The 21552-nt window shown below is 34.8% G+C and carries 22 protein-coding genes; 14 read left to right on the top strand and 8 right to left on the bottom strand.

The genetic code is table 11. From position 1 onward, the window contains the following. Positions 1-34: 34 nt before the first annotated feature. From GLW08_RS19495 to rlmD, 3 genes are all read left to right on the top strand, one after another. Positions 35-184 carry a hypothetical protein gene (locus tag GLW08_RS19495; protein WP_160850300.1) on the top strand — a complete coding sequence of 50 codons (150 nt, stop codon included), beginning with the start codon at positions 35-37 and terminating at the stop codon, positions 182-184. Further along, a complete protein-coding gene (locus GLW08_RS19490) occupies positions 181-1095 on the top strand; it encodes a diacylglycerol kinase (protein ID WP_160850299.1) in 915 nt (304 codons plus the stop codon). Before GLW08_RS19495 ends, GLW08_RS19490 begins: the two co-directional genes overlap by 4 nt. 237 nt (positions 1096-1332) lie before the next feature. Then, positions 1333-2727 (top strand): 23S rRNA (uracil(1939)-C(5))-methyltransferase RlmD, encoded by a 1395-nt coding sequence (rlmD, locus tag GLW08_RS19485; protein WP_160850298.1) that lies wholly within the window; start codon positions 1333-1335, stop codon positions 2725-2727. Positions 2728-2748: 21 nt separating this feature from the next. Here the strand turns inward: rlmD and GLW08_RS19480 are convergent, their stop codons facing one another. The 4 genes from GLW08_RS19480 to GLW08_RS19465 form a co-directional block, all read right to left on the bottom strand. Then, complete coding sequence (locus GLW08_RS19480) at positions 2749-4221, bottom strand: recombinase family protein (RefSeq protein WP_160850297.1); 1473 nt, start codon at positions 4219-4221, stop codon at positions 2749-2751. 810 nt (positions 4222-5031) lie between these two features. After that, positions 5032-5121, bottom strand: coding sequence for a hypothetical protein (locus GLW08_RS22035; protein ID WP_337193968.1), 90 nt, complete (start codon positions 5119-5121; stop codon positions 5032-5034). A 115-nt stretch (positions 5122-5236) separates the two neighbouring features. Continuing rightward, on the bottom strand, positions 5237-5416 hold the full coding sequence (locus GLW08_RS19470) for a hypothetical protein (RefSeq protein WP_160850296.1): 180 nt from the start codon (positions 5414-5416) through the stop codon (positions 5237-5239). Next, positions 5406-5627, bottom strand: coding sequence for a hypothetical protein (locus GLW08_RS19465; protein ID WP_160850295.1), 222 nt, complete (start codon positions 5625-5627; stop codon positions 5406-5408). The genes GLW08_RS19470 and GLW08_RS19465 overlap by 11 nt, the downstream gene beginning before the upstream one ends. A gap of 977 nt (positions 5628-6604) precedes the next feature. Between GLW08_RS19465 and GLW08_RS19460 the strand changes: the two genes are divergently transcribed. Both GLW08_RS19460 and GLW08_RS19455 read left to right on the top strand, forming a co-directional pair. Then, a complete protein-coding gene (locus GLW08_RS19460; RefSeq protein WP_160850294.1) occupies positions 6605-8146 on the top strand; it encodes a hypothetical protein in 1542 nt (513 codons plus the stop codon). Positions 8147-9016: 870 nt separating this feature from the next. Further along, the gene (locus GLW08_RS19455; RefSeq protein WP_160850293.1) at positions 9017-10831 is read left to right on the top strand and encodes an ATP-dependent nuclease; all 1815 of its coding nucleotides are present in this window, start codon (positions 9017-9019) and stop codon (positions 10829-10831) included. Positions 10832-11277: 446 nt separating this feature from the next. On the opposite strand, the gene GLW08_RS19450 is transcribed toward GLW08_RS19455, so the two are convergent. Beyond that, positions 11278-11694: a hypothetical protein gene (locus GLW08_RS19450; RefSeq protein WP_160850292.1), complete on the bottom strand. Its 417-nt coding sequence runs from the start codon at positions 11692-11694 to the stop codon at positions 11278-11280. Positions 11695-11868: 174 nt separating this feature from the next. Here GLW08_RS19450 and GLW08_RS19445 point away from each other — a divergent pair, with 174 nt between their 5' ends. The 7 genes from GLW08_RS19445 (at position 11869) to GLW08_RS19415 (ending at position 17472) form a co-directional block, all read left to right on the top strand. Continuing rightward, positions 11869-12066 (top strand): hypothetical protein, encoded by a 198-nt coding sequence (locus tag GLW08_RS19445; protein ID WP_160850291.1) that lies wholly within the window; start codon positions 11869-11871, stop codon positions 12064-12066. A 57-nt stretch (positions 12067-12123) separates the two neighbouring features. Continuing rightward, positions 12124-12471, top strand: coding sequence for a YdcF family protein (locus GLW08_RS19440; protein WP_237458515.1), 348 nt, complete (start codon positions 12124-12126; stop codon positions 12469-12471). 621 nt (positions 12472-13092) lie between these two features. Continuing rightward, positions 13093-13635 (top strand): sigma-70 family RNA polymerase sigma factor, encoded by a 543-nt coding sequence (locus GLW08_RS19435; RefSeq protein ID WP_160850290.1) that lies wholly within the window; start codon positions 13093-13095, stop codon positions 13633-13635. Continuing rightward, entirely contained in the window at positions 13604-14608 is a 1005-nt protein-coding gene (locus GLW08_RS19430) for a DUF4179 domain-containing protein (RefSeq protein WP_160850289.1), read from the top strand. Before GLW08_RS19435 ends, GLW08_RS19430 begins: the two co-directional genes overlap by 32 nt. A 374-nt stretch (positions 14609-14982) precedes the next feature. After that, positions 14983-15234: a hypothetical protein gene (locus tag GLW08_RS19425; RefSeq protein ID WP_160850288.1), complete on the top strand. Its 252-nt coding sequence runs from the start codon at positions 14983-14985 to the stop codon at positions 15232-15234. A gap of 745 nt (positions 15235-15979) precedes the next feature. Continuing rightward, positions 15980-16918, top strand: a complete 939-nt coding sequence (locus tag GLW08_RS19420; RefSeq protein ID WP_160850287.1) for a DNA/RNA non-specific endonuclease — start codon at positions 15980-15982, stop codon at positions 16916-16918. Between the two features lie 335 nt (positions 16919-17253). Then, the gene (locus GLW08_RS19415) at positions 17254-17472 is read left to right on the top strand and encodes a hypothetical protein (RefSeq protein WP_160850286.1); all 219 of its coding nucleotides are present in this window, start codon (positions 17254-17256) and stop codon (positions 17470-17472) included. A 101-nt stretch (positions 17473-17573) separates the two neighbouring features. On the opposite strand, the gene GLW08_RS19410 is transcribed toward GLW08_RS19415, so the two are convergent. After that, the gene (locus GLW08_RS19410) at positions 17574-18575 is read right to left on the bottom strand and encodes a thermonuclease family protein (protein WP_160850285.1); all 1002 of its coding nucleotides are present in this window, start codon (positions 18573-18575) and stop codon (positions 17574-17576) included. A 181-nt stretch (positions 18576-18756) separates the two neighbouring features. Between GLW08_RS19410 and GLW08_RS19405 the strand changes: the two genes are divergently transcribed. Then, positions 18757-19044, top strand: coding sequence for a hypothetical protein (locus GLW08_RS19405; RefSeq protein ID WP_160850284.1), 288 nt, complete (start codon positions 18757-18759; stop codon positions 19042-19044). 213 nt (positions 19045-19257) lie between these two features. On the opposite strand, the gene GLW08_RS19400 is transcribed toward GLW08_RS19405, so the two are convergent. Together GLW08_RS19400 and GLW08_RS19395 are read right to left on the bottom strand one after the other, a co-directional pair. Then, positions 19258-19413: a hypothetical protein gene (locus GLW08_RS19400; RefSeq protein ID WP_160850283.1), complete on the bottom strand. Its 156-nt coding sequence runs from the start codon at positions 19411-19413 to the stop codon at positions 19258-19260. Between the two features lie 381 nt (positions 19414-19794). Beyond that, positions 19795-20247, bottom strand: coding sequence for a hypothetical protein (locus GLW08_RS19395; protein WP_160850282.1), 453 nt, complete (start codon positions 20245-20247; stop codon positions 19795-19797). 856 nt (positions 20248-21103) lie between these two features. Here GLW08_RS19395 and GLW08_RS19390 point away from each other — a divergent pair. Continuing rightward, complete coding sequence (locus GLW08_RS19390) at positions 21104-21442, top strand: hypothetical protein (protein WP_160850281.1); 339 nt, start codon at positions 21104-21106, stop codon at positions 21440-21442. The last annotated feature ends 110 nt before the right edge of the window (positions 21443-21552 follow it).

Raw genomic sequence — 21552 nt, 5'->3', positions numbered from 1 at the left:
AATCCTGCTACCTTCCATGTAGCAGGATTTATTGATGGATAGACGCCTAGTAAACGTGAAACGTAAAAGGGATGGTTTGCGTACTCGTTACTACGGATATGATAATAAGGTCAAAAACTTTTCAAACATAGAAAAACGAGCTATGATGAGAGGGAATATGGCTTGGATGGAGGAAGACCTATGAAGCGTGCCAGGATCATATACAATCCAACCTCAGGAAGAGAAGCCGTGAGACGAGAACTCCCTGAAATCTTGCAGCGTTTCGAGCAAGCAGGCTATGAAACTTCCACCCACGCGACGGTAGGCGAAGGAGACGCAACCAAAGCCGCGAGATTAGCGGTAGAGCGTTCCTTTGACCTTGTTGTTGCTGCAGGTGGGGATGGAACAATAAATGAAGTAGTACACGGAATAGCAGAACACGAATTTCGTCCCAAGGTAGGCATTATCCCGGTTGGTACAACCAATGACTTTGCAAGAGCGATTTGTGTGCCACGTAACGTGAAGGGTGCCGTGGATGTTATTTTAGATGGCTACTCCAAAGAAATTGATATTGGACGAGTCAACGATCACCACTTCATCAACATCGCAGGTGGCGGGAAATTAACCGAGCTTACCTATGAAGTGCCAAGTAAGCTAAAAACCATGATTGGGCAACTAGCATACTACTTAAAAGGTGTGGAAATGCTGCCGTCGATTCGACCAACCTATGTTCAAATCGAATACGATGGGAAATGGTTCGAAGGCGAAGTCATGGTGTTTCTCGTATCGAATACCAACTCGATCGGTGGCTTGGAAAAACTAGCGCCAGATGCGTTGATGGATGACGGCATGTTCGATTTGCTTATTATTAAAAAGGTGAACATTGGCGAATTAATACGACTAGCCAGCCTAGCGATGAAAGGCAATCACATCAATGATCCGAACGTCATCTACACGACAGCGAATCGTATTAAAGTACACACAGACGAGAAAATGCAGTTAAATATTGACGGGGAATTTGGCGGATTATTACCCGGGGAATTTGTCAATTTATATCGCCACCTCGAATTTTATGTCCCTAGAGGTCGATGGGAGAATGAAGACAGCCAGTGTTAATATGGCTGTCTTTCGTTTGTGCTCTCATGGGTGGCTTAAGCAAATCCTCACTGTGGCAGCAGTCGCCGTAATGATGCTTTGCTTAAGCCTGGCGGGTAAATCTAAGCACTATAGAAGTATTGATCAAACGTTTGATCAATTTTTTCTCCAATAATCCAATCGTTTCTAAAAAAGCGGTTGAAGGGTAAACTATGATATAATGCATACCAGAATGCTGAACGGTAAAGGAAGGTACACATGTCGAAACCACAACCACCTGTACAAAAAAATCAAACGATTGAAGTTACTTTTGAAGACCTGACTCATGAAGGAAATGGTGTAGGGAAAGTAGATGGCTATCCATTATTTGTTCCATACGCCCTTCCAGGTGAAACAGGCCAAGTAAAAGTGATCAAAGTAAAGAAGAACTTCGGATTTGGAAAGCTTTTAGATGTCGAAGAAGAAAGCCAGGAACGCGTTGAACCACCGTGTAATGTGTATGTTCAATGCGGAGGCTGTCAGCTCCAGCATATGAGTTATTCCTTACAGCTTGATATGAAGCAAAAGCAAGTCAAAGACGCCATGCACAAAATCGGTCATCTGAGTGACGTTCCCGTACACCCTGTCATCGGAATGGACGACCCTTGGCGCTATCGTAATAAAATCCAAATTCCAGTTGGAGAAAAAGACGATGGTGGCTTGAAAGCTGGCTTTTACCGCAAGCGAAGCCACGAAATCATCGATATGGATACGTGCATCATCCAAGACGAACACAACGACCGTATGGTGGAAGCCGTTCGCCGTATCGCCGAGCAATACGGTATCGAAGCCTACAAGGAAGAGCACCACAGCGGCGTGTTGCGCCATATCATGGTGCGCACAGGTCAACACACTGGCGATATCATGGTCGTATTGGTGACAAAAACGAAAAAGCTTCCACACCAAGATGCGATCGTAAACGAAATTCGCGAGACGTTCCCAAATGTGAAGTCGATTGTGCATAACGTAAACAGCAAGAAAACAAACGTCATCCTAGGCGAGCAAACGAACGTCATCTGGGGAGACAAATACATCGTCGATCAAATCGGCGACATCAAATTCAACATCTCGCCAAAGTCCTTTTATCAAGTAAACCCAACCCAAACAAAGCGCCTATATGACCAAGCACTAGAGTACGCAGACCTAAAAGGACACGAAACTGTCGTAGACGCCTATTGCGGTATCGGCACGATCAGCCTATTCCTAGCCCAAAAAGCCAAAAGAGTCCTAGGTGTAGAAGTCGTCGCCCCAGCCGTAGACGACGCCAAGAAAAACGCCAAACTAAACGATATCGAAAACGCCGAATTCTACGTTGGCGAAGCCGAATCATTACTCCCATGGTGGCAAGCCCAAGGCCTCCAACCAGACGTCATCGTCGTCGATCCACCACGCAAAGGCTGCGATGAATCGTTATTGAAGGCAATGATTGAAATGAAGCCGGAGAAGATTGTGTATGTATCTTGCAATCCATCTACTTTAGCGCGAGATCTTCGCATTCTTGAGGATGGTGGATTTGAGACGCAGGAGGTTCAGCCAGTTGATATGTTTCCGCAGACGGGGCACATTGAATGTGTGTCGCAGATAGTTTTAAAAGAAGAAGCAGGCTCCCAATAAGGGATTCCTGCTTCTATTTAATTATTGAGGGATAGAGAAGGCGTATTGAATTTTAGGGATGCCATTCTCTTTTACTTCAATTCGATGAACTAAGCGATGTAACATCTCAGGGGTCAATTCATCGAAATTAAGGAAGCTAAGCAGTTCTTGTTTAAGATGATTAATGTTATCAACCACTTGCTCACTTTCCAACGATATAAGTAGTTCGCTCTTCTTTTGAACTAATTCATTGATCTCAGTGTTGTTAGCTTCAACATTTTCAAGGTAATCATCATGAGCAATCTTCTCATCAGCCAAAAGCTTAAGATACTTGCTCTTTCTTCTTTTTAACAAATCAATTTGCTTATTTACTTTGTCGATTTGTTTTTGAATATCTTTTTTAGATTGCTTTGACTTTAGCTCAAGTTGTTTGACGTATTCTTCCTTATTAATATCTTCAACTAACGTTTTAATATCTGTTAAAATCGTGTTTTTTAGCAAATCCTCTTTTACAGTATGGCTAGTGCATGCTTTATTCCCGTATCGTGCATAACTCCCGCATATATAGCCTTTACGATTACTTCGATACCACATTCCTTTACCACAATCAGCACAGAAAAGAATATTCGTGAACAGGTGTTTCTTGGGAGCAGGAATCATTTTAGATCTTCGTTTTAGTTGTCGTTGTACAGCATTAAAAACTTCTCTTGAAATAATAGGTTCGTGTGTATCTTTGTGAACAATATGCTGCTCCTTTTCAATCGTCTTGCGCTTTTTACTCGTGACACTTACTGTTGTGGATCTACCCTGAACCAAGTCACCAACATAATGAGGATTGGTTAGTATAAGTTTGATTGTTGAATCATTCCACTTATCACCAGCATTTTTCTTTCCTGCAACGTCTGCTGGAGTGGGGATGTCTTCATTGTAAAGCCTTCTAGCTATACTTTCCCTGCCACTTCCACTTAGGTATTCATCGAATATCCTTTTAACTATATCAGGTGTAATATCATCCCTTACTTGGAGTTTTCCATCTTGAACATTATATCCATATGGTGGAATAGATCCTTGGAAAAGTCCTTTTTTAGCTCTTGTACGTAAAGTTTCTTTAACCCGATTGCTTGTATTTTGGGACTCTTGTTCGTATAGCCAAGCATAGAGACCAAACATGTTTGTGTTACCCTCTAACGTATTGATTGCGTTGTCCAATGTGATGATATGAATACCCTGGTTTTCACAAAGATTTTTGATTTTATAAGAAAGTTCTCCATTTCGTGCTAAACGAGAAAGTTCTTTAGCCAAAATCATATCAAACTTTTTATCTTGTGCATCTTCAATCATTTTTTGGAGGTTTTTCCTTTTTGCAGTCGTTCCTGTTTGGACATCTACATAAATTTCGTATATGTCCCAACCTTGCTCTTCAATGTATCTATAGAACAAATCTTTCTGGTACTTTAATGATGCTTTTTGTTCTTCTTTATCAGTTGAAACTCGAATGTACACAGCACATCTCATTTGTTCTCATATCCTTTCTGATCGATTTGAGATGTAGCAGTGTTTACCTTATTAGCATTATGGACAAGATTCTCAATTTTATGATCAAATATAAAGTTCATTACAGACTTAAAGTAAGTGTCTTTTTCATGTGAGTAAATATCCTCAACCACATTAGTGTTTTTATCTAACATTGTTATTTATCCTTTCAAAAGTAAAATAAAAAAGCACCGCTAACAATCTCTGAAGAAAAAGAATTCTTCAAGAAGATTCGTTAGCGGTGCTTCCGCGATTTATATTAAAGATATTCGATTTTACATGTTTTACTTAATTCTATTCAGCATTTTTTCCTTTAAGATACTATATCCATGAAACCGATTCTCATAACTATATTTAGGTGTTAAAAGTTGTTCAGGTAGGACATACGGTGTATTACCGATCCTAACAGTTCGAAGCCCCTTATTGTATTTTGATTTTGAACTATTCGATGTCACTTGAGGTTTAGATGCCACCCTAATATACAATATCGATTTCCATTTTATTGGTACTGCAACAGTATTATACATATCAATCCCTACCTTTTATGATCATTATGATAATATTTACGCTAGAATAAACTTTTGAGATTTAAACTTTCGTTTTTATGCCATAACGTAAATAGTACGTTCGATTGTTTGGCCAGAAAAGTATAGACCAAACATGTTTGTGTTACCTTCAGTGTATTGATTGTATTAACTAAGGTGATGATGAGAATTCTCTGATTTTCACAAAGGTTTTTGATTTCGTAGGAAAGTTCTCCACGTGCTAAACGAGAGAGTTCTTCAGCTACAATCACATCAAAATTTTTTCTTGAGAGTCTTCAATCATCTTTTGAAGGTTTTTCCTCTTTGCAGTCGTTCCTGTTTGAACATCTACATATATTTCGTAGATGTCCCACCCCTGCTCCTCTATATATCTTAAGAATAAGTCTTTCTGGTATTATAATGATGCTTTTTTTCTTCCTTATCCGTTGAAACTCGAATGTACACAGCATGTCTCATTTGTTATTTTCATTTCCTTTCTTACTGTATTGAAATGTAGCAGTGTTTACCTTACTAGCATTATGGACAAGGTCATCAATTTTATTATTAATGATTAAGTTCAAAACAGATATAAAATCAGTTTCTTTGTCTTGTGAGTAAAAACGCTCTACAATATGTGAGTTCTTATTTTCCAAACTGCTCACCTCCGTTAAGTACGATTAGATTTGAGTTGTGTTGATTTATAAGTGAACGAAAATAATAAATGTTAATGATATCGCGATTAATTCTGTTCAAGGAATCAACAACAATTGTTTTGTGTGTACAAGATTTTCTTTGTGATTCTAAATGATGTACAGCATTGTTAGCTGAATGAAGGAAAAGAACATTCCCAATTTTGTTCTTCATTCTTACTCATCCTTTCTGTTTTATCATATAAAACACCCCCATGTTTTAAGGGGCGTGCTTCCCTAATCCTGTTCAATAAAAGGTATTAATTTATTTATCCAAGCAAGGAATAAAGTTATAGAATATTTAGTTAACTGCAGTTATGAAAATCAGGTGCGAACCTGAGAGGAATCTTGGTGAACCGCTGTTAAAGTACAACTTCAATAATTGATATGATTGATAACCTTCAATATTCCAATAAAAAAGCACCACTAACTATCTTGTTGGAAAACAATGAGTTCTCCAACAAGATAAAATTAGCGGTGCTTCCGCGAGTGTTTTATTATTTTTAACTATCTCTTATTTCAAATATATTCTATACTATGATTTTTGGCAATCATAAGTACAAAAAAATTCAATCTTAGACTAAGAAAGTTGTTCTCTAAATATTTAGAAGATTAGTTATGTACACCTGGGGAACATTTAGTATTTAATTGCTTAAAGGATTTGTGTAAGTACCTAATGCTAAAGATATCATCGTGACCGGCTTAACTAGTGATGATACCGGAAAAGATCTTTGCTTCTGACTAAGATGATATACCAGATATACTTGAAACCTCTTCCTTTCTGCTAAATACAATATTTTATCTTTTAGTTTAAACACTTTAACAATATGTATATAAACTTGTTAAGGAATATATGTTAAAAGACAGGAGAGGTGATTGTGGTAATCATTATGAAAATAAATGATACCGAAAAAGAACTATTAGATGCTATTATTGATGGAAGGAAACTTTGAAATTAACTTAAATTAATTTTAGGGTTGAAAAAAGTAACATATTTGTAGTAAAATTTCCTTAATAAGAAAGGCAATTAAAAATACATTCAAATTTATTTTTCATAAAGCGAAAGCATCGCTATCTAGGTGAACCTGTATTCACCTGGTTAGTGATGCTTTTTTTATGTCATTAGATTCGTTTTAATTAGGGGATAAATAAATGGGAAACTTCAACAGCTATATACCTAAATTAAATAAGGGGCTTCTTAGAGATTATTCAACTAATAAACTATCTATCTCTAAAAGTGCTATAGACTTAATAGTAACTCTAACCCCTTATATAGATCGAGACGGTACTTTGCACATAGATTTAGTACATGTTCGTAAGTTAATGAAATGGGACCGCCGTACTCTTAAGAGAATACTCTTCGAACTGTTCAATACACGATACAAAGGGAAGGAACTATTAACTTATGAAAATGGTTATTATGTTTCTCATTTTCACGTATCCTCCAATGGTGAGAGTACGTACCAAAAACATCTGGAAGTACTACATTCTCCAGAAGTACGTAATCTAAGCAAAAACCAAAGTCGTTTATTCTATTACATTCTCACTTCAAATGTGTATAACCAACGCACAAGAATATACATTGAAAACCTTTATAAAAATAAGCTGCACGACCTTAAATGTGGTCTTACCATTTATGACGACTACAAAAGTTTAACAGAAGACCTTTTCAAGTTATTAGAGCTTGGTTTAATATCAGTTACTCTTCCAGGGGAGGAGTCTAACAATTATGTGGATGTTAAGGAGAATGGTTACCAAAAGAAGTTCCATCACATCTTTGGTTACAAGAACGATAAAAAACAGCGAACAAGTAAGTACCTTAAGAAAAAACACGTTATTGGCTTAAAAATAAACGCAAAGCATTTCGATAAAAAACCGATTGGCAATAAGGCTGGTGAAGAAGAAATACGTCTGTTAGCTAACCGAAGTCTGTTTTTTTATGAAGATATGAGCGAAGACACTATCAATCTATTCATCAGTAAGAAAAATGAACTCATGGAAAAATTCGGAACTGCAGGATTGGAGATATATCGAGTTACTTTAAACAAATACTTTAAAGATAAAAAAGAATCAATCATCTATTATGATCTTATTGGTAAAGCCGTGAATTACTTTAATGATTTCTATTTATTAGAGGAAATTAAAGATGTAATACTTGGCTCTATTCGTAGTGAAACAAAAGAAACTGGAAAAGAATCAAGTTATATATCCTTAGATCTACCGGCTTTAATTCGGTATTTCATCACATATTCTTCCGATGAACACAAAGTTCTCTTAGACCAGGATATCCAATTAATTCAATATGCCTATGATGTTATATTTTCATCTTCGGAAGATAACCATTGGAATGAACTGCAAGAATCAATACAGTCCGTTTTCGATAAACATGGCACTGCAATAAGAGATGCCTTTATCTCTGAATGTGAAATGAACGATATAACACCATCTCCTTCTATGTTATCCGATGAAGAGGTAAGGGAAGTCATAGTATCTAATGCTAAGAATCACATTCTTTCCAAAAAGCAGTCTATAGAAGAAGCTACCAGAAAGAGCAAAGAAGTAATACGCTTCTTCAGAAAGAAAACTTACTCTAGAAAGAAAACTTCTCCTCTGGACACAACACAAAAAGCTACACAACTAAATAAGAAAATCTCTAATAATAACGTTTACTACAATTGGTTAGAGGACTTATAAGCTGTTTCCCTTCTGTTTTTTAAAGAAGCGATAAACGGCTTATTCGTGTTGATTTAATGTTTCACCAGATTTACTTTCCCCAAATTAAATTAAACCTAAACTCAAAAACCACTAAAGATTCCAAAGAGTGGTTATTTTTATGGCATTAATTAACATATTTTTACAACATAATACAATTATAACCTTTTCGGGAGCAATTACACTTTGTTTTTTGCCATTAAAGTAACTTCTAATCAGCCATTTTGTATATTATATCTCCATAAAAGGGGCTGGAGGGAGCAAAAACACCAAAGCAAATTAGTCTGAAAATAACAAAAGCTCGCAAAAGCCTTGGTGTAAAAGAGAATTTTGCGACCTGAAGAGGTGTTAAATACTTTCTCAATATTATTTGTAATATAATTTGAAACTGAATATGTAACTTTATTTGTAATAGAATTATTCAATTATGACCTCTAAATAGTATGAAACAATTATTGCTTGATAAAATGAAACACTATTTTCCAGTTAAATCAATGCGTCTTACTTAGAGTGACGATCATAATAACTGTGTGACATGTTTGAATATGTCATTTATTCTATGTAGGTTTTGGCAGTATGTTTATTAGAAAGGTGGAATAAATAAATGCCCATTTAAATGTATAAAAGGATAGTATTTATTCAATTATCTCAAATCCAAGTCTTCTTGTTTAGGGCCATAATATGGAAGACTCGATTTCGAGATAAAACTATAAGAAGCAATACATGACAATTAAATATTCAATCTCCAAATATAAAATAGGATATGGTAAAATTTATTCGTATATATGGTAAAAAAAGTATGTATTAAATTGGGCTTATTATTGTAGTTATTACTCATTGGAGGTAAAATTTTTGAAAATTACAGAAATTAAGATTAACAATTTTCGTAGTATTGATGAAGCTGCGATAAGGTTTACAGAAGATTTGATGTGTACGGTAGGAAGAAATGATGTAGGAAAGTCTAATTTAATAAAGGCGATTGAAACGTTTTTTTCAAAAAGAAGTTTTGAGTTAAGTGATTTTCCTTTTGATTCCCAAGAAGGAGTTGAAACTGAAATTTGCATACATTTTGAAGATCATTTTAATTTACCTGAAGAATTTAAATTAGAAAACAAAGCTATATTTAAAATTACATATAAAAATATTTCATCTAAAATAACAAAATATATTGAATGTCTAAAAGAATTTATACCTCCGGAGGAAGAAGAACTAAATGGGTATAATAATATTAAAAATATTGGAAAAAGCTTAGATGTTGAGTTTCCAAAAACCAAGCCTTCTGATCCAGAAGAGGTAAAAAAACTTGAAACCAGAGTAAGAAATGTAATTGAAGAATTAAAAGGAACAAATGTATGGATTGATATAACAAAAAAATGGTCTGAAGTTGAAGAGTATTTTCCGGAGGTGATCACTGTGCCTGCAGCTCAAGATCCTGAAAATGAACAAAAAATGACCTCTGACTCTTCGGCGTTTGGTAGTTTGTTTAGAGTTGGAATAAGAAAATTACTACAACAAGATGAGGAGGGAGTTCAGGCTATAACTTTTCTTGAAGAAAAAATGAAGAATGTTAACGAAAGCATTCTAAATATTGTAGAGGAAAAACTATTATCTCAAGGAAACACCTTCAATCTTTCTCAACAAGCTAGTCCACTTGATATATCTAAAAGTTTTAGCTTCGAAATGAATATAGAAGATGAGCATGGTGTGAAAACACCACTGTCCCAAAGAGGAAATGGTCTTCAAAGGTCTGTATTGATGGCTATAATACGTGCTCAAAGTGATATAAATAAGAAGATAAGTAACCCTACAGAAACCCAGGAACATTTAGGAAATACCGATAAATATTTATATTTAATAGAAGAGCCAGAAGCATTTTTGCATCTATCAGCACAAAGAGACCTCTACTATTCAATTAAAGAGCTTATTTCAGATGGAAGTCAAGCACTAATAACTACTCACTCTACATTATTTATGGATGAAGGTGACTTAGATCAGGTAGTTTTATTATTAAGAGAAGAAGGAAAGACTTCTACTACTCAAGCATTAGATATAGAAGATGTAAAAGAAGATTTAGGTGAAGTAGTACAAGTTAGTCAACTAATGACAGGAAAAGTTTGTTGTTTGGTTGAAGGTATAGCTGACGTTAATGCGCTAAAAGTTTGGTTTAGCAAACTTGGTTATAATCATAAAGAGTTAGGGATTTACTTTGTCGATATGAAGGGTTGTCAAAACGCAGAATACTATGCAAACGTTAAAGTTATAAAAGATTTTAATGTTAATTTTTTAATATTACTCGATACAGATTTCCATAGTTCTGAAAGAGTTAATACTCTAAAAAGTTCTCTTATAAATGAGTTTAATGTAAATGAAAATCATATATTTATCTTGGAAAAAGGTGAGATAGAGAATTACTTTTCTATTGATAAAGTAGAGAAAGTATTGAATTTAAACCAAAATAGCATAGATGAAGAAGAGTATAGATATGACCCTAAACTTGCTATAAATAATGCGAAAAATATTTCTGAAGAAGGTGCAAGAAAATATAAAGAAAAAAGGGATTCTACAAAAATAGCTAAATCAATGGAAAAAGAAGAAATAGATCATGAAATTGTACAATTCATTAATCAATTAGTAAAGGCATCAGGAGGAGAAGTGATCGAAGGATAGTTTGTAGATATCTACAAAAATCTTTCAAATAAAATTCAAACATTCATTTTAAAAGTACACATATTTTAAGTCATGATAGACTAAACAAATTTTATTATAAAGTCATTTCATTTTCCAGGTAACCCAACGATGGAGTTATTGAAAATAGCAAAATTTACTGCTAAAGCTATTACTTGAATCACAACCTGCAAACCTTTAAGACTGGTAAACATTTCTTTCATAACTACCACTCCCTTTCCTACTGTTTTCGCTGGGCTATCACTTGGAACCTCGGCCTGAATCGGCTCTGGGAGAGGAGCCTGGAAAAACAAATAACTATGCATTAAATATAACCAAAAATAGTACGCTTTTCTGGAATAAGGGAAGCCCTTATTAGGTCAATAACTTGAAAATGTTCTAATATTTGAGTTAAAGAAGGAAGATTTATCTATCATGGACTATGTGGTTTAACTTTTCTTAGAAACGCGAAAACTTCCAATTACTACATAACCAAAAATTACTCCAGGAACCGTAATAAGACTAGAGCCTCCTTTAGTCATAATATACCATAGAAAAGGTCTCGGAATGTCGAGGGGGATAGATGCCCAAATGTAAGTTAAAGCTATATAGCCACTTGGTATCCCTATTATAAGTAGCTTGGGGAGATCAAGGCCCCAAATTGTTTCATGTCTTTGCTCCCATAGTCTAGGGAACTTTAAGACCATACCGATAAATATAGGATAGATTCTTTGAAAAACAAGATTGGGCATGGTCCTTCCAGTTGTTGATACTTTTTCTTTTATAGAATGACTCAGTTCGTTACCAAAGTAAAGGGTTACCCCAATGATGATTGTCCAAAATGCATAATACAAATAACGATTCATAACGATCTCCTTTCTTAGGTCTTTAGTATATTTACGAATAAGTTCTCTCAATCGTTTCGTAAAGTTGTTTACTTATAGGAAGGAGGGAATACCTCAAATTCAAGTGTCCCATATTCGGGCGCGAATCTTTAATAGAATTTGCGTCTTTTTTATTTAGAACAGAGATTAATTCTTATGATCATCTATATGGATATAAATGTTAAAATTGTATGTGAAGAGATTAAAGGTGCTAATGTATTTGATAATAGGTTTAATGAAATCGAAGTAATTGAAGAACCATATAAAGATTTGAAAATAAGACAACAGGAGCTTATGAGTAAATGGGATGTTAATCCAAATAATATCGTTAATTTGCGAGATGCTCTAATGTAATATCTCATTCTAATTATCGAGCTTATTTAGAAATAAAGAATATAAGAGGAAGTATTAATGACTTATCCGTTTGATTGTATTACTGATTTCATTTTCGTAGAAACTGATATTTCTCCAGCAGATGTGATTTTAGTTCCGGGTGCTGATCATCCACAACTAATAGAAAAGGCAGTTACTTTATATAAACAAAGTTTAGCCCCATATATACTCCCGTCTGGTGGATATAAACCACAGCACACTTTGGAAAATGCTCGTTTTTCTTTGGAAGTTTTAAAACAAAAGGATATAGCCTTTAATAAAGTTATTTTAGTATGTAAAGCAGGTAATTCTCGGCGTGCATTGCTATGCTATCAAAGCGAATTTCCAAAAGAAGTAGAGTTTCTTACTGGTAGTATTAGTGACTAATTAGTAAATATCTTGAATTCAAGTCTTCATGAGTCGGGCGCTGGATTAAACAGAAAAGAAACAGACCGCAAAATATGCAAAGTTTTATACAAAACTTTTATTTTGCGGTCTATTTTATATACAAAAAACATACTGCCATTTCATACATAAATTAAATGCCAAATACACAAAGAAAGAGTAAGAAAACCTTGATTGGCTAAATGCTTTTCAAGTTTTTTTAGGACTACCAGTAACGATAACCTTCATTTTGTACATAGAATAAGGAGTAGAAAGAAAATGAAGTTATTCAAATTCCAATAAAGTGGTTTATAGGTGTCAGAATTAGAAGTTAAGGGATTATTAAAAGTAAAAAACTTAAATACTGATGAAATTAAGGATAATCCATTTCACCACTCATGAACCGTCCCTATTTACGTGTTTGTGTGTGGAGCGCAAATAGTTAGAAGTAAATAAAATGTTACAAGGACTGTGAAGAGGGAGCTGAAGTCTTAACTTGGAAGATAATTTCATTTCAAAATGATTTTTTTAGTGGAGCGTTTTAATTTTGATAATATATCTCTTTTGAAACTCTCTTGAAACTTTTGAAGCCCTCACAATCTCTAATGGATAAAGGAGGATATCATGAAACAAGCAAACTTGATAAAAAAAGCTAAAAAAGGTTACGAAGAAGCTTTTGAAGAGCTACTAATGCTTCATAGCGAACAGATGTATAGGACAGCATTTTTATATACAGGTAATCGTGAAGATGCATTGGATGTTGTACAAGAGACTTCATTTAAGGCCTATCGTAATCTTAAGAAGCTAAGAAATGATAAGTATTTTACCACGTGGCTTATTCGAATATTAATTAACACAGCCTATGAAGTGAATAGAAAGCAAAAAAAGAGTGTGGCGACCGAAGACATAGGTGAAATCTTTTCTATGAATGATCCAGACGTGAAGTATATGGATCTGGTTGAGGCGATTAAACACTTAAGTAAAAACTATCGCGATGCCATAACCCTATTCTACTTTCACGATCTTCCGATTAAAGATGTAGCACAGACCATGGAGATACCTGAAAATACAGTGAAAACTTATCTACAAAGAGGGAAGAAGGAGCTTAAAGAAAAGATAGAAGGGAAGGATTATCATGAACGAAAAGTTATACAAAGAAAAGTATGAAAAAATAGAAGTACCTCAAAAGGATGTTCATAATGCAATTAAGTTAGGTGTACAAAATGCTAGTCATAAAAAAAAGATCGGTATGAATCGTTGGATGGTACCGGCAGTTGCTGCTGTAATGATGTTAGTGGTAAGCTTTTCGGTTCCTTCACTATCATCAGCCTTTACGAACCTACCTTTTTTAGGGCAAGTTTATTCAGAGTTTAATGACATGGTTGGGAGAGACTTAGCTTCAGAACAATTGATCACAAAACTGGATGAAACAGCAAGTGACCAAGGTGTTCATGTTCAAGTAACTAGTGCCTATTTTGATGGGACAGCTATTGGAGTTACATTCGAAGTTACTGGTAAAGTTAACGAAACAAAGGAAAATGATCAACTTAGTAGCTTCTATGAAATTTTCCATGGAGATGATGGAATATCAGACAGCAAGGAGGTTGTACAGTTAAAGAAAACGGACCAAGGATACGTGGGACAAATTCAAACGTATTATCCGAAAGAGGACATAGGAAATCGAGCAACGCTTCCAATAAGGTTTAATCGAATTGGTAGTCAAGAAGGGGACTGGTATTTTGAGGTTCCGATAAATCATCTCCCGACGCAAACTACCCATGTTAATCAGATGGTTGAGAGCATTAATGGAGATATTCAGGTACAATTCGATAAAGTTGTAACAGGAGAGGCTTCAACGTCTATTGATTACAGTGCCACTTTTCCAGCCTCAGAGAAGAATAATCAGGTCCGATTACAAATAATTACTGACAAAGGTAACAAAATCTTTATAACAAAGGATGGAATTGAGTTAGAGAAAAAACTAGTTAATGACCAGTGGGTTATTAAGGGCAGAAGTATTATTCCAGAGAACATTAGAAAAAACACAGAATATATCAAAGTAATCACTTCAGTTGCCATTGAAGGCGAAGATCCAAACAATCCACTAATCTTAGAACCAGTGAAAATTAACATTGAATAAAGGTTCTATGAATTTATTTCTAATTACAATAAAACGTAGGACGGTACTCCTGTTTGTAAATCTGATATACAAACAGGAGTACCACCTATGTATGTTAACAAAGGTTCATAAATATAAATTAAAAAGAATACCTCAAACACTCCTGATATTCTTATAAGTAAATCACCAGTTCCAGTTATTGATATTCCAGTAATACAATCTCGAATTCGAGTCTTCCAGATTCGGGCGCGAATCTGGAACAAAAAGAGATTCGCGCTTTTTATTATTTTTAGGTCATACCCTGAAAATAAGTATTTCGTCTTTTACTGGTTCTTAATAAAAGCAAATAGTGGTAATATTAGGAAGTAGCAATTTTAAATTGGAGGTGCCAATTTTTGGAACAAAAATATGGCAAGATCTCTATTACATTATTGTTAGTAACCGCTATATTTTATCCACTACTGGTTCTTACTCAGATAGGGACAGCTGAACTTGTTAATGGACTATTAGTTGTAGGTGTGTTAGGGGCTTTCATAACAGCATTTATTAGTAAAAAAGGAACATGGAAAACAATAGGTTTATTGATTTCTTCTTTAATCATCGCAATTTATTTATTATTGATAGTTATGTATTGGTTCGCTTTTTAATTCTTTTGATAAAAATGGTGTATTTAACTACTCTTCATTTCTTTATATAGTACAGCTTAATTAAGCTGATTATACTTAGGAGTGATTTCTTTTTTTATAATTACAAAAGCTCAATCTGGTCACTATACTAGACACGGTTTATAGAACTTGTCCCAGCATTAGGAGCTAATTTATGTTCATTAGAATGCTGTAATTGCAAAAGGTTGGATCCATGAGGAATCTATGTTTGAAATAACTAGATTTGTTCTGATTGGAGGTTTAATAGGAGCTTTAACCGATGGAATAATGATAGGAGTTGGTGCAGCAGCTCTGGTTTTTGCTTACCAGATGGAAATTCATCTCTAATTCAAGTCATCCCTATTCGGCCGCTTTAGTTGAAGAAGGCAATAAATTTAGGGGCACATATTATATGTATCTAATATGTGTCGTCCTTCTTATATCAAATATTTCACCTTTCTAACCTAAATATAACAGCTATTGTCATCGCACGAATTAGGGTGCTAGTTCACTTGTTATTTGAAATGCAATCTATTCAGATTCAAGAAACTCGAAGGATTAATAACATTATGTGGTAAAATGTTATTAATGATTATGATAATTCAGTCTTCAACTAACAAAGAAAAAAAGAGGATGAAGTTGATATTTCTGAAGTTCGTAAAGTAATTGCAAGATCAATAGGTTAACCTATGCGAACATTCCGAGATTTTTTTGAACAATTATGAAACTATTATAGGAGAGTCCTAAAATGAAAAAGAAAATGAGCTATTTAATTTTACTTTTAACGACCATCTTTATGGTTGGTTGTACTGAGGTAGAAGATACATCCATTACAGATAAAGAAACAAATTCACAAGAAGCAGCCACAGCTAATACAGATAAAAATAGCGAAAAAGAAGAAGCTACTACCTCGAGTGTTGATGAATCAACTGTAGAGGAAACGCCAACCGAAACAAATAATGACCTGTTCTCAGGATATAAACGTATTGAAGTTGATGGTGGTGATTTGTCTGGAGATCGTGAAACGAATGTCGTTGTTGACATTGGTTACGGGGACCGTGAATATTGGGCATTTACGAATGAACATGGGCAACTAGTACGTGTCGTTGCAGATGAAATCATTTTACAAGATGACGGTAAGGAACCTGTATTATCGTCTGGAAGATACTACTCTGATGAGGCGAAAGTTCCTGGTGTCGAAAGTGACGTTTTAGATGAAGGGCATGTTATTGCTGATTCTCTCGGAGGGGTATCGAATGCTTATAATATAACACCACAAGAAAGCACGCTCAATCGTCACGGTGATCAAGCCTATATGGAAGATGCGATCCGCAAGGCAGGTGGCGCTACGAACTTTGAAGCAATTATTACATATCCGAATACGGAAACGCAGATTCCTTCAAGTTATCAGTACACCTATACGTTAAAGGGTAACGAAATCGTTGATACATTTGACAATGTGAATCCTGATGAAGTAAACGAATCACTTGGTTTAACAGACAGTGAGCCTTCCGATTCGACGGGTTCAAATTCAAACGGTGATATTTCTAGCGTTGATACGAACGGTAACGGACAAGTGACAATCAAAGAAGCAAAAGCAGCTGGTTTTAGTATGCCAATAATGAGTGATCATTGGCTATACCCCTATATGCGAGATAATGATGGTGATGGGATGGTTGGAGAGTAAGCTCATACCTGAATCAATAAGATCGATTAATCAATAGGTCTGTTTTCGTTCCCGCTGACGACTTCAAAAATTAAATCCGAAGAAGTTCAAATCTATTAATGTATTACAGGATGCGAAGTTTTATTATTCGATGTTAACCAAATAAGAATTTATCTTCCACTAACGTGTGCTATAGTAGAAATTTGAAATTTATCTCGAAATCAAATCTTACGCATAAGTGCGCTAAACTGGAATAAAACAATGCATGATTCTTCTGTTCAATGAAGTTAATGAATGAATATAACCGTATGATATAATATGATTGCCAGAATGATGAATTCAGGTGGTGAATAAGTATGCTTGAACAAAATGACCGTTCAAACAAAACAAAGTATGGTTGGGTTAACCAATGGGCGAAAATGACAGGGGAAAGAGCTAAAATAGATGCAAAAGTAAATAATACCTATATTGTTTATACTACGAAAGATGGTTTGGTTAAAGAATATCCCAATGGTGAAATTTTTCCATATAATGGAGAAGGGTTGGGGAAATCTAATAACCATAGCGTCAAATGAATAAAAGAGCCATTCCAGTATATAGAACGGCTCTTTTAAATACTAGGAGATTTTCATGAAATCTCAATTACTATTAGATATTGGAAAGTGAAAATTAAAGTTTATGGCAAACTCTCACAAGCAACCCCATTACCATCTCCATCTAAACGGTGTGGATCGGAATCAGGACCTCCAGCTGCTTCGAAAAAGGATTGTGCTTCTTCTTGCGTATCGAAATCTCCACAATTACGATCATCTCCAGATGGATCATACGGACCAGTGTAACCATCATTCGTATTGTCATCACCTGTTCCTGTTTCCTCTTCAGTAGCATCAGAGTTAAACCCATCTTCAGTGACATAACCATCTATACTCCAAATCCCTTTTTCAGCATCCTTAGCTCTATTTTGAGCTTTCATGAATTCCTGAGAATAAGTATAAGGAGGGTCATAAACATAAGCGTAACGAGCTAATCCTTCTTCTAATAGCATCTTGTTGAAGTTCTTATCATCTACCCATACATAAGCTAGCAAGCGATCATATTTGTCGCGTTTAGGACCATCAAATTCTAGGGTGATTTCTTTACCACTTAGCTTTTCTTTTGCGAATTCACTTGCTTCAGGTCCAAATGGCTGTACTGGTTTGGATGGGTGTTTCGTTTCTGGAGTATCTACTAAAAGCATACGTACATCTTCCGTTTCACCATCTACGTTCACTTCAATCGTGTCCCCATCAACAACTCGAGTGACGGTAGCTGACTTCTTGTTTTCCTCCTGTATCGTAAAGTCATAGGTTGTTTCTTCGGTCATGGAAACACCGGCCGATGAAGTAATTCCTCCAATATGTAGGGTGTAGCTCTGACTAGGTTGATATCCTTCATCTGGCGCTTCAATACTAACTGTGTCCTCACTTGATAGACTTATAGATTGTTGAAGTTGAGCAGAAGAACCTTCTTTCGTTACATAAACCTCATCTAATGAATCTTCATCAATTGTTGTATTAAATTGTACTGACCAGGTTTTATCCGTTGGTACTCCTGGTTCACTGCCAAAGCTTGCAGCATTAGCTGGTAGAGCAAACGATAGAACCAACATTGCTGATAGCAATAATGACTTCCATTTCATATAAAGATTCCTCCTAATAATCATTTACCTAATTATACCATTTTGAAAGAAGGGAATAGAACAATAGCACTTCTTCTATCTCTTGAGTTACAGAAATTAATAATTGGTAAATTTTCTACCATTTTCAATGACCATGACATTTATTGAGGTATAATCAGTTGTATTAAAAAGGAGGGATACTATGTGTAAGGACTCAGAACTATTGGATGAAATTATTAATGAATTGGAACGACAAAATGCTATTAACCTGTTACCTAATCCTGAAAAAGAAATTTATGAGTATTGCTTATTCGTTGACTTTAAAATGTCGAATGAAGCTAAGAATCCTGGAGAGTATGTGTTGATGGACTCTATTGCTACTCCAATAGAACGTACTGCCAATAAGTACGGTATGACACCAGATGAAGTAATAGAAATCTTACAGAGTGCTAATTATATGATTGATAAAATGCTTTGTTTGGATACTTAGATAATCGGTGTTTATAACCTATATATCACTAATAATGTTTCAACAACAAAATCCATAATCAATCTAAAACTAAAATAATGTAATGTTGCATACTAAATATTTATTGAGACATTGAATCAATTTTTCTTCATTATAATGATGACCAACCTCAATACCGTTGTCTTTCATAATATCTCTGTATGAATTACCTACGATGCGAGTGATTGTGGATATTTAAATAGGCTTCATCATTTCATTTGTTTCCTTCTGAGTAGGGTTCCGGCCATGCTGACTAAAGAATTTATTTGTAAAATCCATTAAGTCCTTAACCATACCTTCTGGTGTATAGTCCGTATTCTTTAAAGCGTCAAACCCTGCTTTTTTCTTCAATTCATTCCATTTGCTAATTCTTTTTCTAAAACTAGTAGATCGCCCCTTCGTCTCCTTAAGCCAATGTTCAAATTTAGCATGAGTTAAATTTTCTGCTCCAAAACAAGTAAAATAGGGGTTTGACTAGATTTGAAATGGACATGGTTAGTATTCTTGTAAAAGATATTGTGTAACCAGAGCAAGACAGACTAATGCGATATTATTGCATGAAGGGAAATTACCAAGAAGAGTCTAGATCATGAAGTGGAAAGAGATTATTTGAACAATTAACTTAAGGATAATGCTTAATTATAAATGTCTGTGAATATTAAAAGTTCACAGACAATTTGTATAATAGATTCTTATTGCGAATAGCGGAACAAGGACAGTTATTAAAGATGCTTAAAGTTTTCGCCCTTCTATGATTGCGTTACTAAGTTCTGTTTCTGTATCGTATCTATTGTGGTCAAAATCTCTGTTTACTTTAAAAAAGTATTTTTTAATCACATCATGGATGTTTGAACCCCAAAAAAGAAGACTTACCTCTTTAAAATGAATCCAATACCCATTTTTTTTAGTAATATTTTTTTTAACTTCTACAGTGACTTTTATCTCCTCAAGGGGTTTGCATTCCTGTGAAGCATCTACAAATTTAAGTTGGATAGCACCATCTTCACATCCCTCTAAGTAAAATACAAAACTTTCAGAAGTAGTGTAAAAAGATTCTATAGGAAGACTAAAAGAGATGGAGAGATTTGATGTTGTAGTACTATGCATTTTTAATTCCATCTTGCCTGCTTTGATTGCATCTTGCAGTAAGTGTGTGAATTGTGATACGGTTAGCGTTTTATTCACGGGCTTTACACTCCTTGGTTAAAATTAGAGATTACTACCTGATTTCTAAAAAACAATATGGTAATAACTTTCCTTCTACTACTTCGGTGTACAGTTTCTCCTCTGAGTTTTTATCACCATTAGCCACCGTCTTAACTTGGTTAGCTAATGGCGCTTGGTGTATATTTTTTTCTGAGCATCGGAAAGGTCAAGACTTCCTCTAGGGTATTTCTACTTGTAATTGTTCTATAAAATGGTGCTTGTCAATTATCAGTTTATGTCGAGTTCGATAATACTCGAGGGGTGACAGGCACCTCTGCTTTAACAATGGCGTGAAGAATGGGATTCTTCAAACCATTGTAAGCGGTGCTTCCTCGTCCAATCTGTGGGGGTTATCCCCTTTGTTTTATGTTCTTTTATAGGAAGGAAATAGAATAAAATGAACATCTTGAATATTAATTTATGTTATATCCACAGTATGTACACACATAGCGAAAGGCGGCATTTATCTTCTTCTTCTTTTTAGACTATTGATATTGATTTATATATATTCAGAAAAGTTAATGAAGGTTATTTATTGTGTATAATGGAACGTCTCCCATAAAAGTCTATACCTTTTGATTTATATTTTTACAAATAGATGAAACTATATAATAAACTACATTCAGCAAAAAACTATTGCAATATGATATACAATGTACGTATAATTAAATTATAAGATACGTTTGAACATTTTATTTAATAAATTCAGATTTAATTTTTATACATTGCATGGGAGCACCATCATGTATAGATACCCAGGGCTAGTGTGCCTTGGATATCTACATGATGGTGCTTTTTTTGTTGTATTAAAAATATCGAGAAGGAGTGTCATTCCTTGATAAAAGTGCAATACGAACAACTTCCCTTAAATTTTGGAGAAATGGATTCAACTCAAACCCTAGAAAATCCAATAGAAGAAAGTACCAATATACTTTTGGAAAAAGAGTGTGAAAACACTTCTCAAAAAGATTCTGTTGAATTAGAGGTTATGCAATCAGGTCAAGACGAAGTACAGACAATTACTGAAATTGATGGGCTATTCACAGAGAACGACTTAAATCGTTTCGGAAAAGGTAGGAAAGGTTGGCATGGGAATGCTATTTCTCGGAATAAGTTCTCCGATTTAAGAATAGAAAATCCGGTCTATGGAAATGATGTGTTTATGGCATTCTAATAATGTAAGGATTGGCATTTAATTTATGCCGGCCCCCGCGGGGGCCGGCATAAATTAAAAAAGTCACTTGCCAACCCCTCATAATAACTTTAAACTCCTCGTTGGACCAA

It is taken from the genome of Pontibacillus yanchengensis (assembly GCF_009856295.1).
GTDB lineage: Bacteria > Bacillota > Bacilli > Bacillales > BH030062 > Pontibacillus > Pontibacillus yanchengensis_A.
The sequence above is the reverse complement of the archived record's forward strand: the minus strand, read 5'-3'. Positions and strand labels throughout refer to the sequence as shown.

Bases quoted from the DNA above. Each gene is read 5' to 3' on its own strand.
- GLW08_RS19495 (WP_160850300.1), top strand. From the start codon at position 35: ATGGATAGACGCCTAGTAAACGTGAAACGTAAAAGGGATGGTTTGCGT.
- GLW08_RS19490 (WP_160850299.1), top strand. From the start codon at position 181: ATGAAGCGTGCCAGGATCATATACAATCCAACCTCAGGAAGAGAAGCC.
- rlmD (WP_160850298.1), top strand. From the start codon at position 1,333: ATGTCGAAACCACAACCACCTGTACAAAAAAATCAAACGATTGAAGTT.
- GLW08_RS19480 (WP_160850297.1), bottom strand. From the start codon at position 4,221: ATGAGATGTGCTGTGTACATTCGAGTTTCAACTGATAAAGAAGAACAA.
- GLW08_RS19465 (WP_160850295.1), bottom strand. From the start codon at position 5,627: ATGAAGAACAAAATTGGGAATGTTCTTTTCCTTCATTCAGCTAACAAT.
- GLW08_RS19460 (WP_160850294.1), top strand. From the start codon at position 6,605: ATGGGAAACTTCAACAGCTATATACCTAAATTAAATAAGGGGCTTCTT.
- GLW08_RS19450 (WP_160850292.1), bottom strand. From the start codon at position 11,694: ATGAATCGTTATTTGTATTATGCATTTTGGACAATCATCATTGGGGTA.
- GLW08_RS19445 (WP_160850291.1), top strand. From the start codon at position 11,869: ATGATCATCTATATGGATATAAATGTTAAAATTGTATGTGAAGAGATT.
- GLW08_RS19440 (WP_237458515.1), top strand. From the start codon at position 12,124: ATGACTTATCCGTTTGATTGTATTACTGATTTCATTTTCGTAGAAACT.
- GLW08_RS19435 (WP_160850290.1), top strand. From the start codon at position 13,093: ATGAAACAAGCAAACTTGATAAAAAAAGCTAAAAAAGGTTACGAAGAA.
- GLW08_RS19430 (WP_160850289.1), top strand. From the start codon at position 13,604: ATGAACGAAAAGTTATACAAAGAAAAGTATGAAAAAATAGAAGTACCT.
- GLW08_RS19420 (WP_160850287.1), top strand. From the start codon at position 15,980: ATGAAAAAGAAAATGAGCTATTTAATTTTACTTTTAACGACCATCTTT.
- GLW08_RS19415 (WP_160850286.1), top strand. From the start codon at position 17,254: ATGCTTGAACAAAATGACCGTTCAAACAAAACAAAGTATGGTTGGGTT.
- GLW08_RS19410 (WP_160850285.1), bottom strand. From the start codon at position 18,575: ATGAAATGGAAGTCATTATTGCTATCAGCAATGTTGGTTCTATCGTTT.
- GLW08_RS19405 (WP_160850284.1), top strand. From the start codon at position 18,757: ATGTGTAAGGACTCAGAACTATTGGATGAAATTATTAATGAATTGGAA.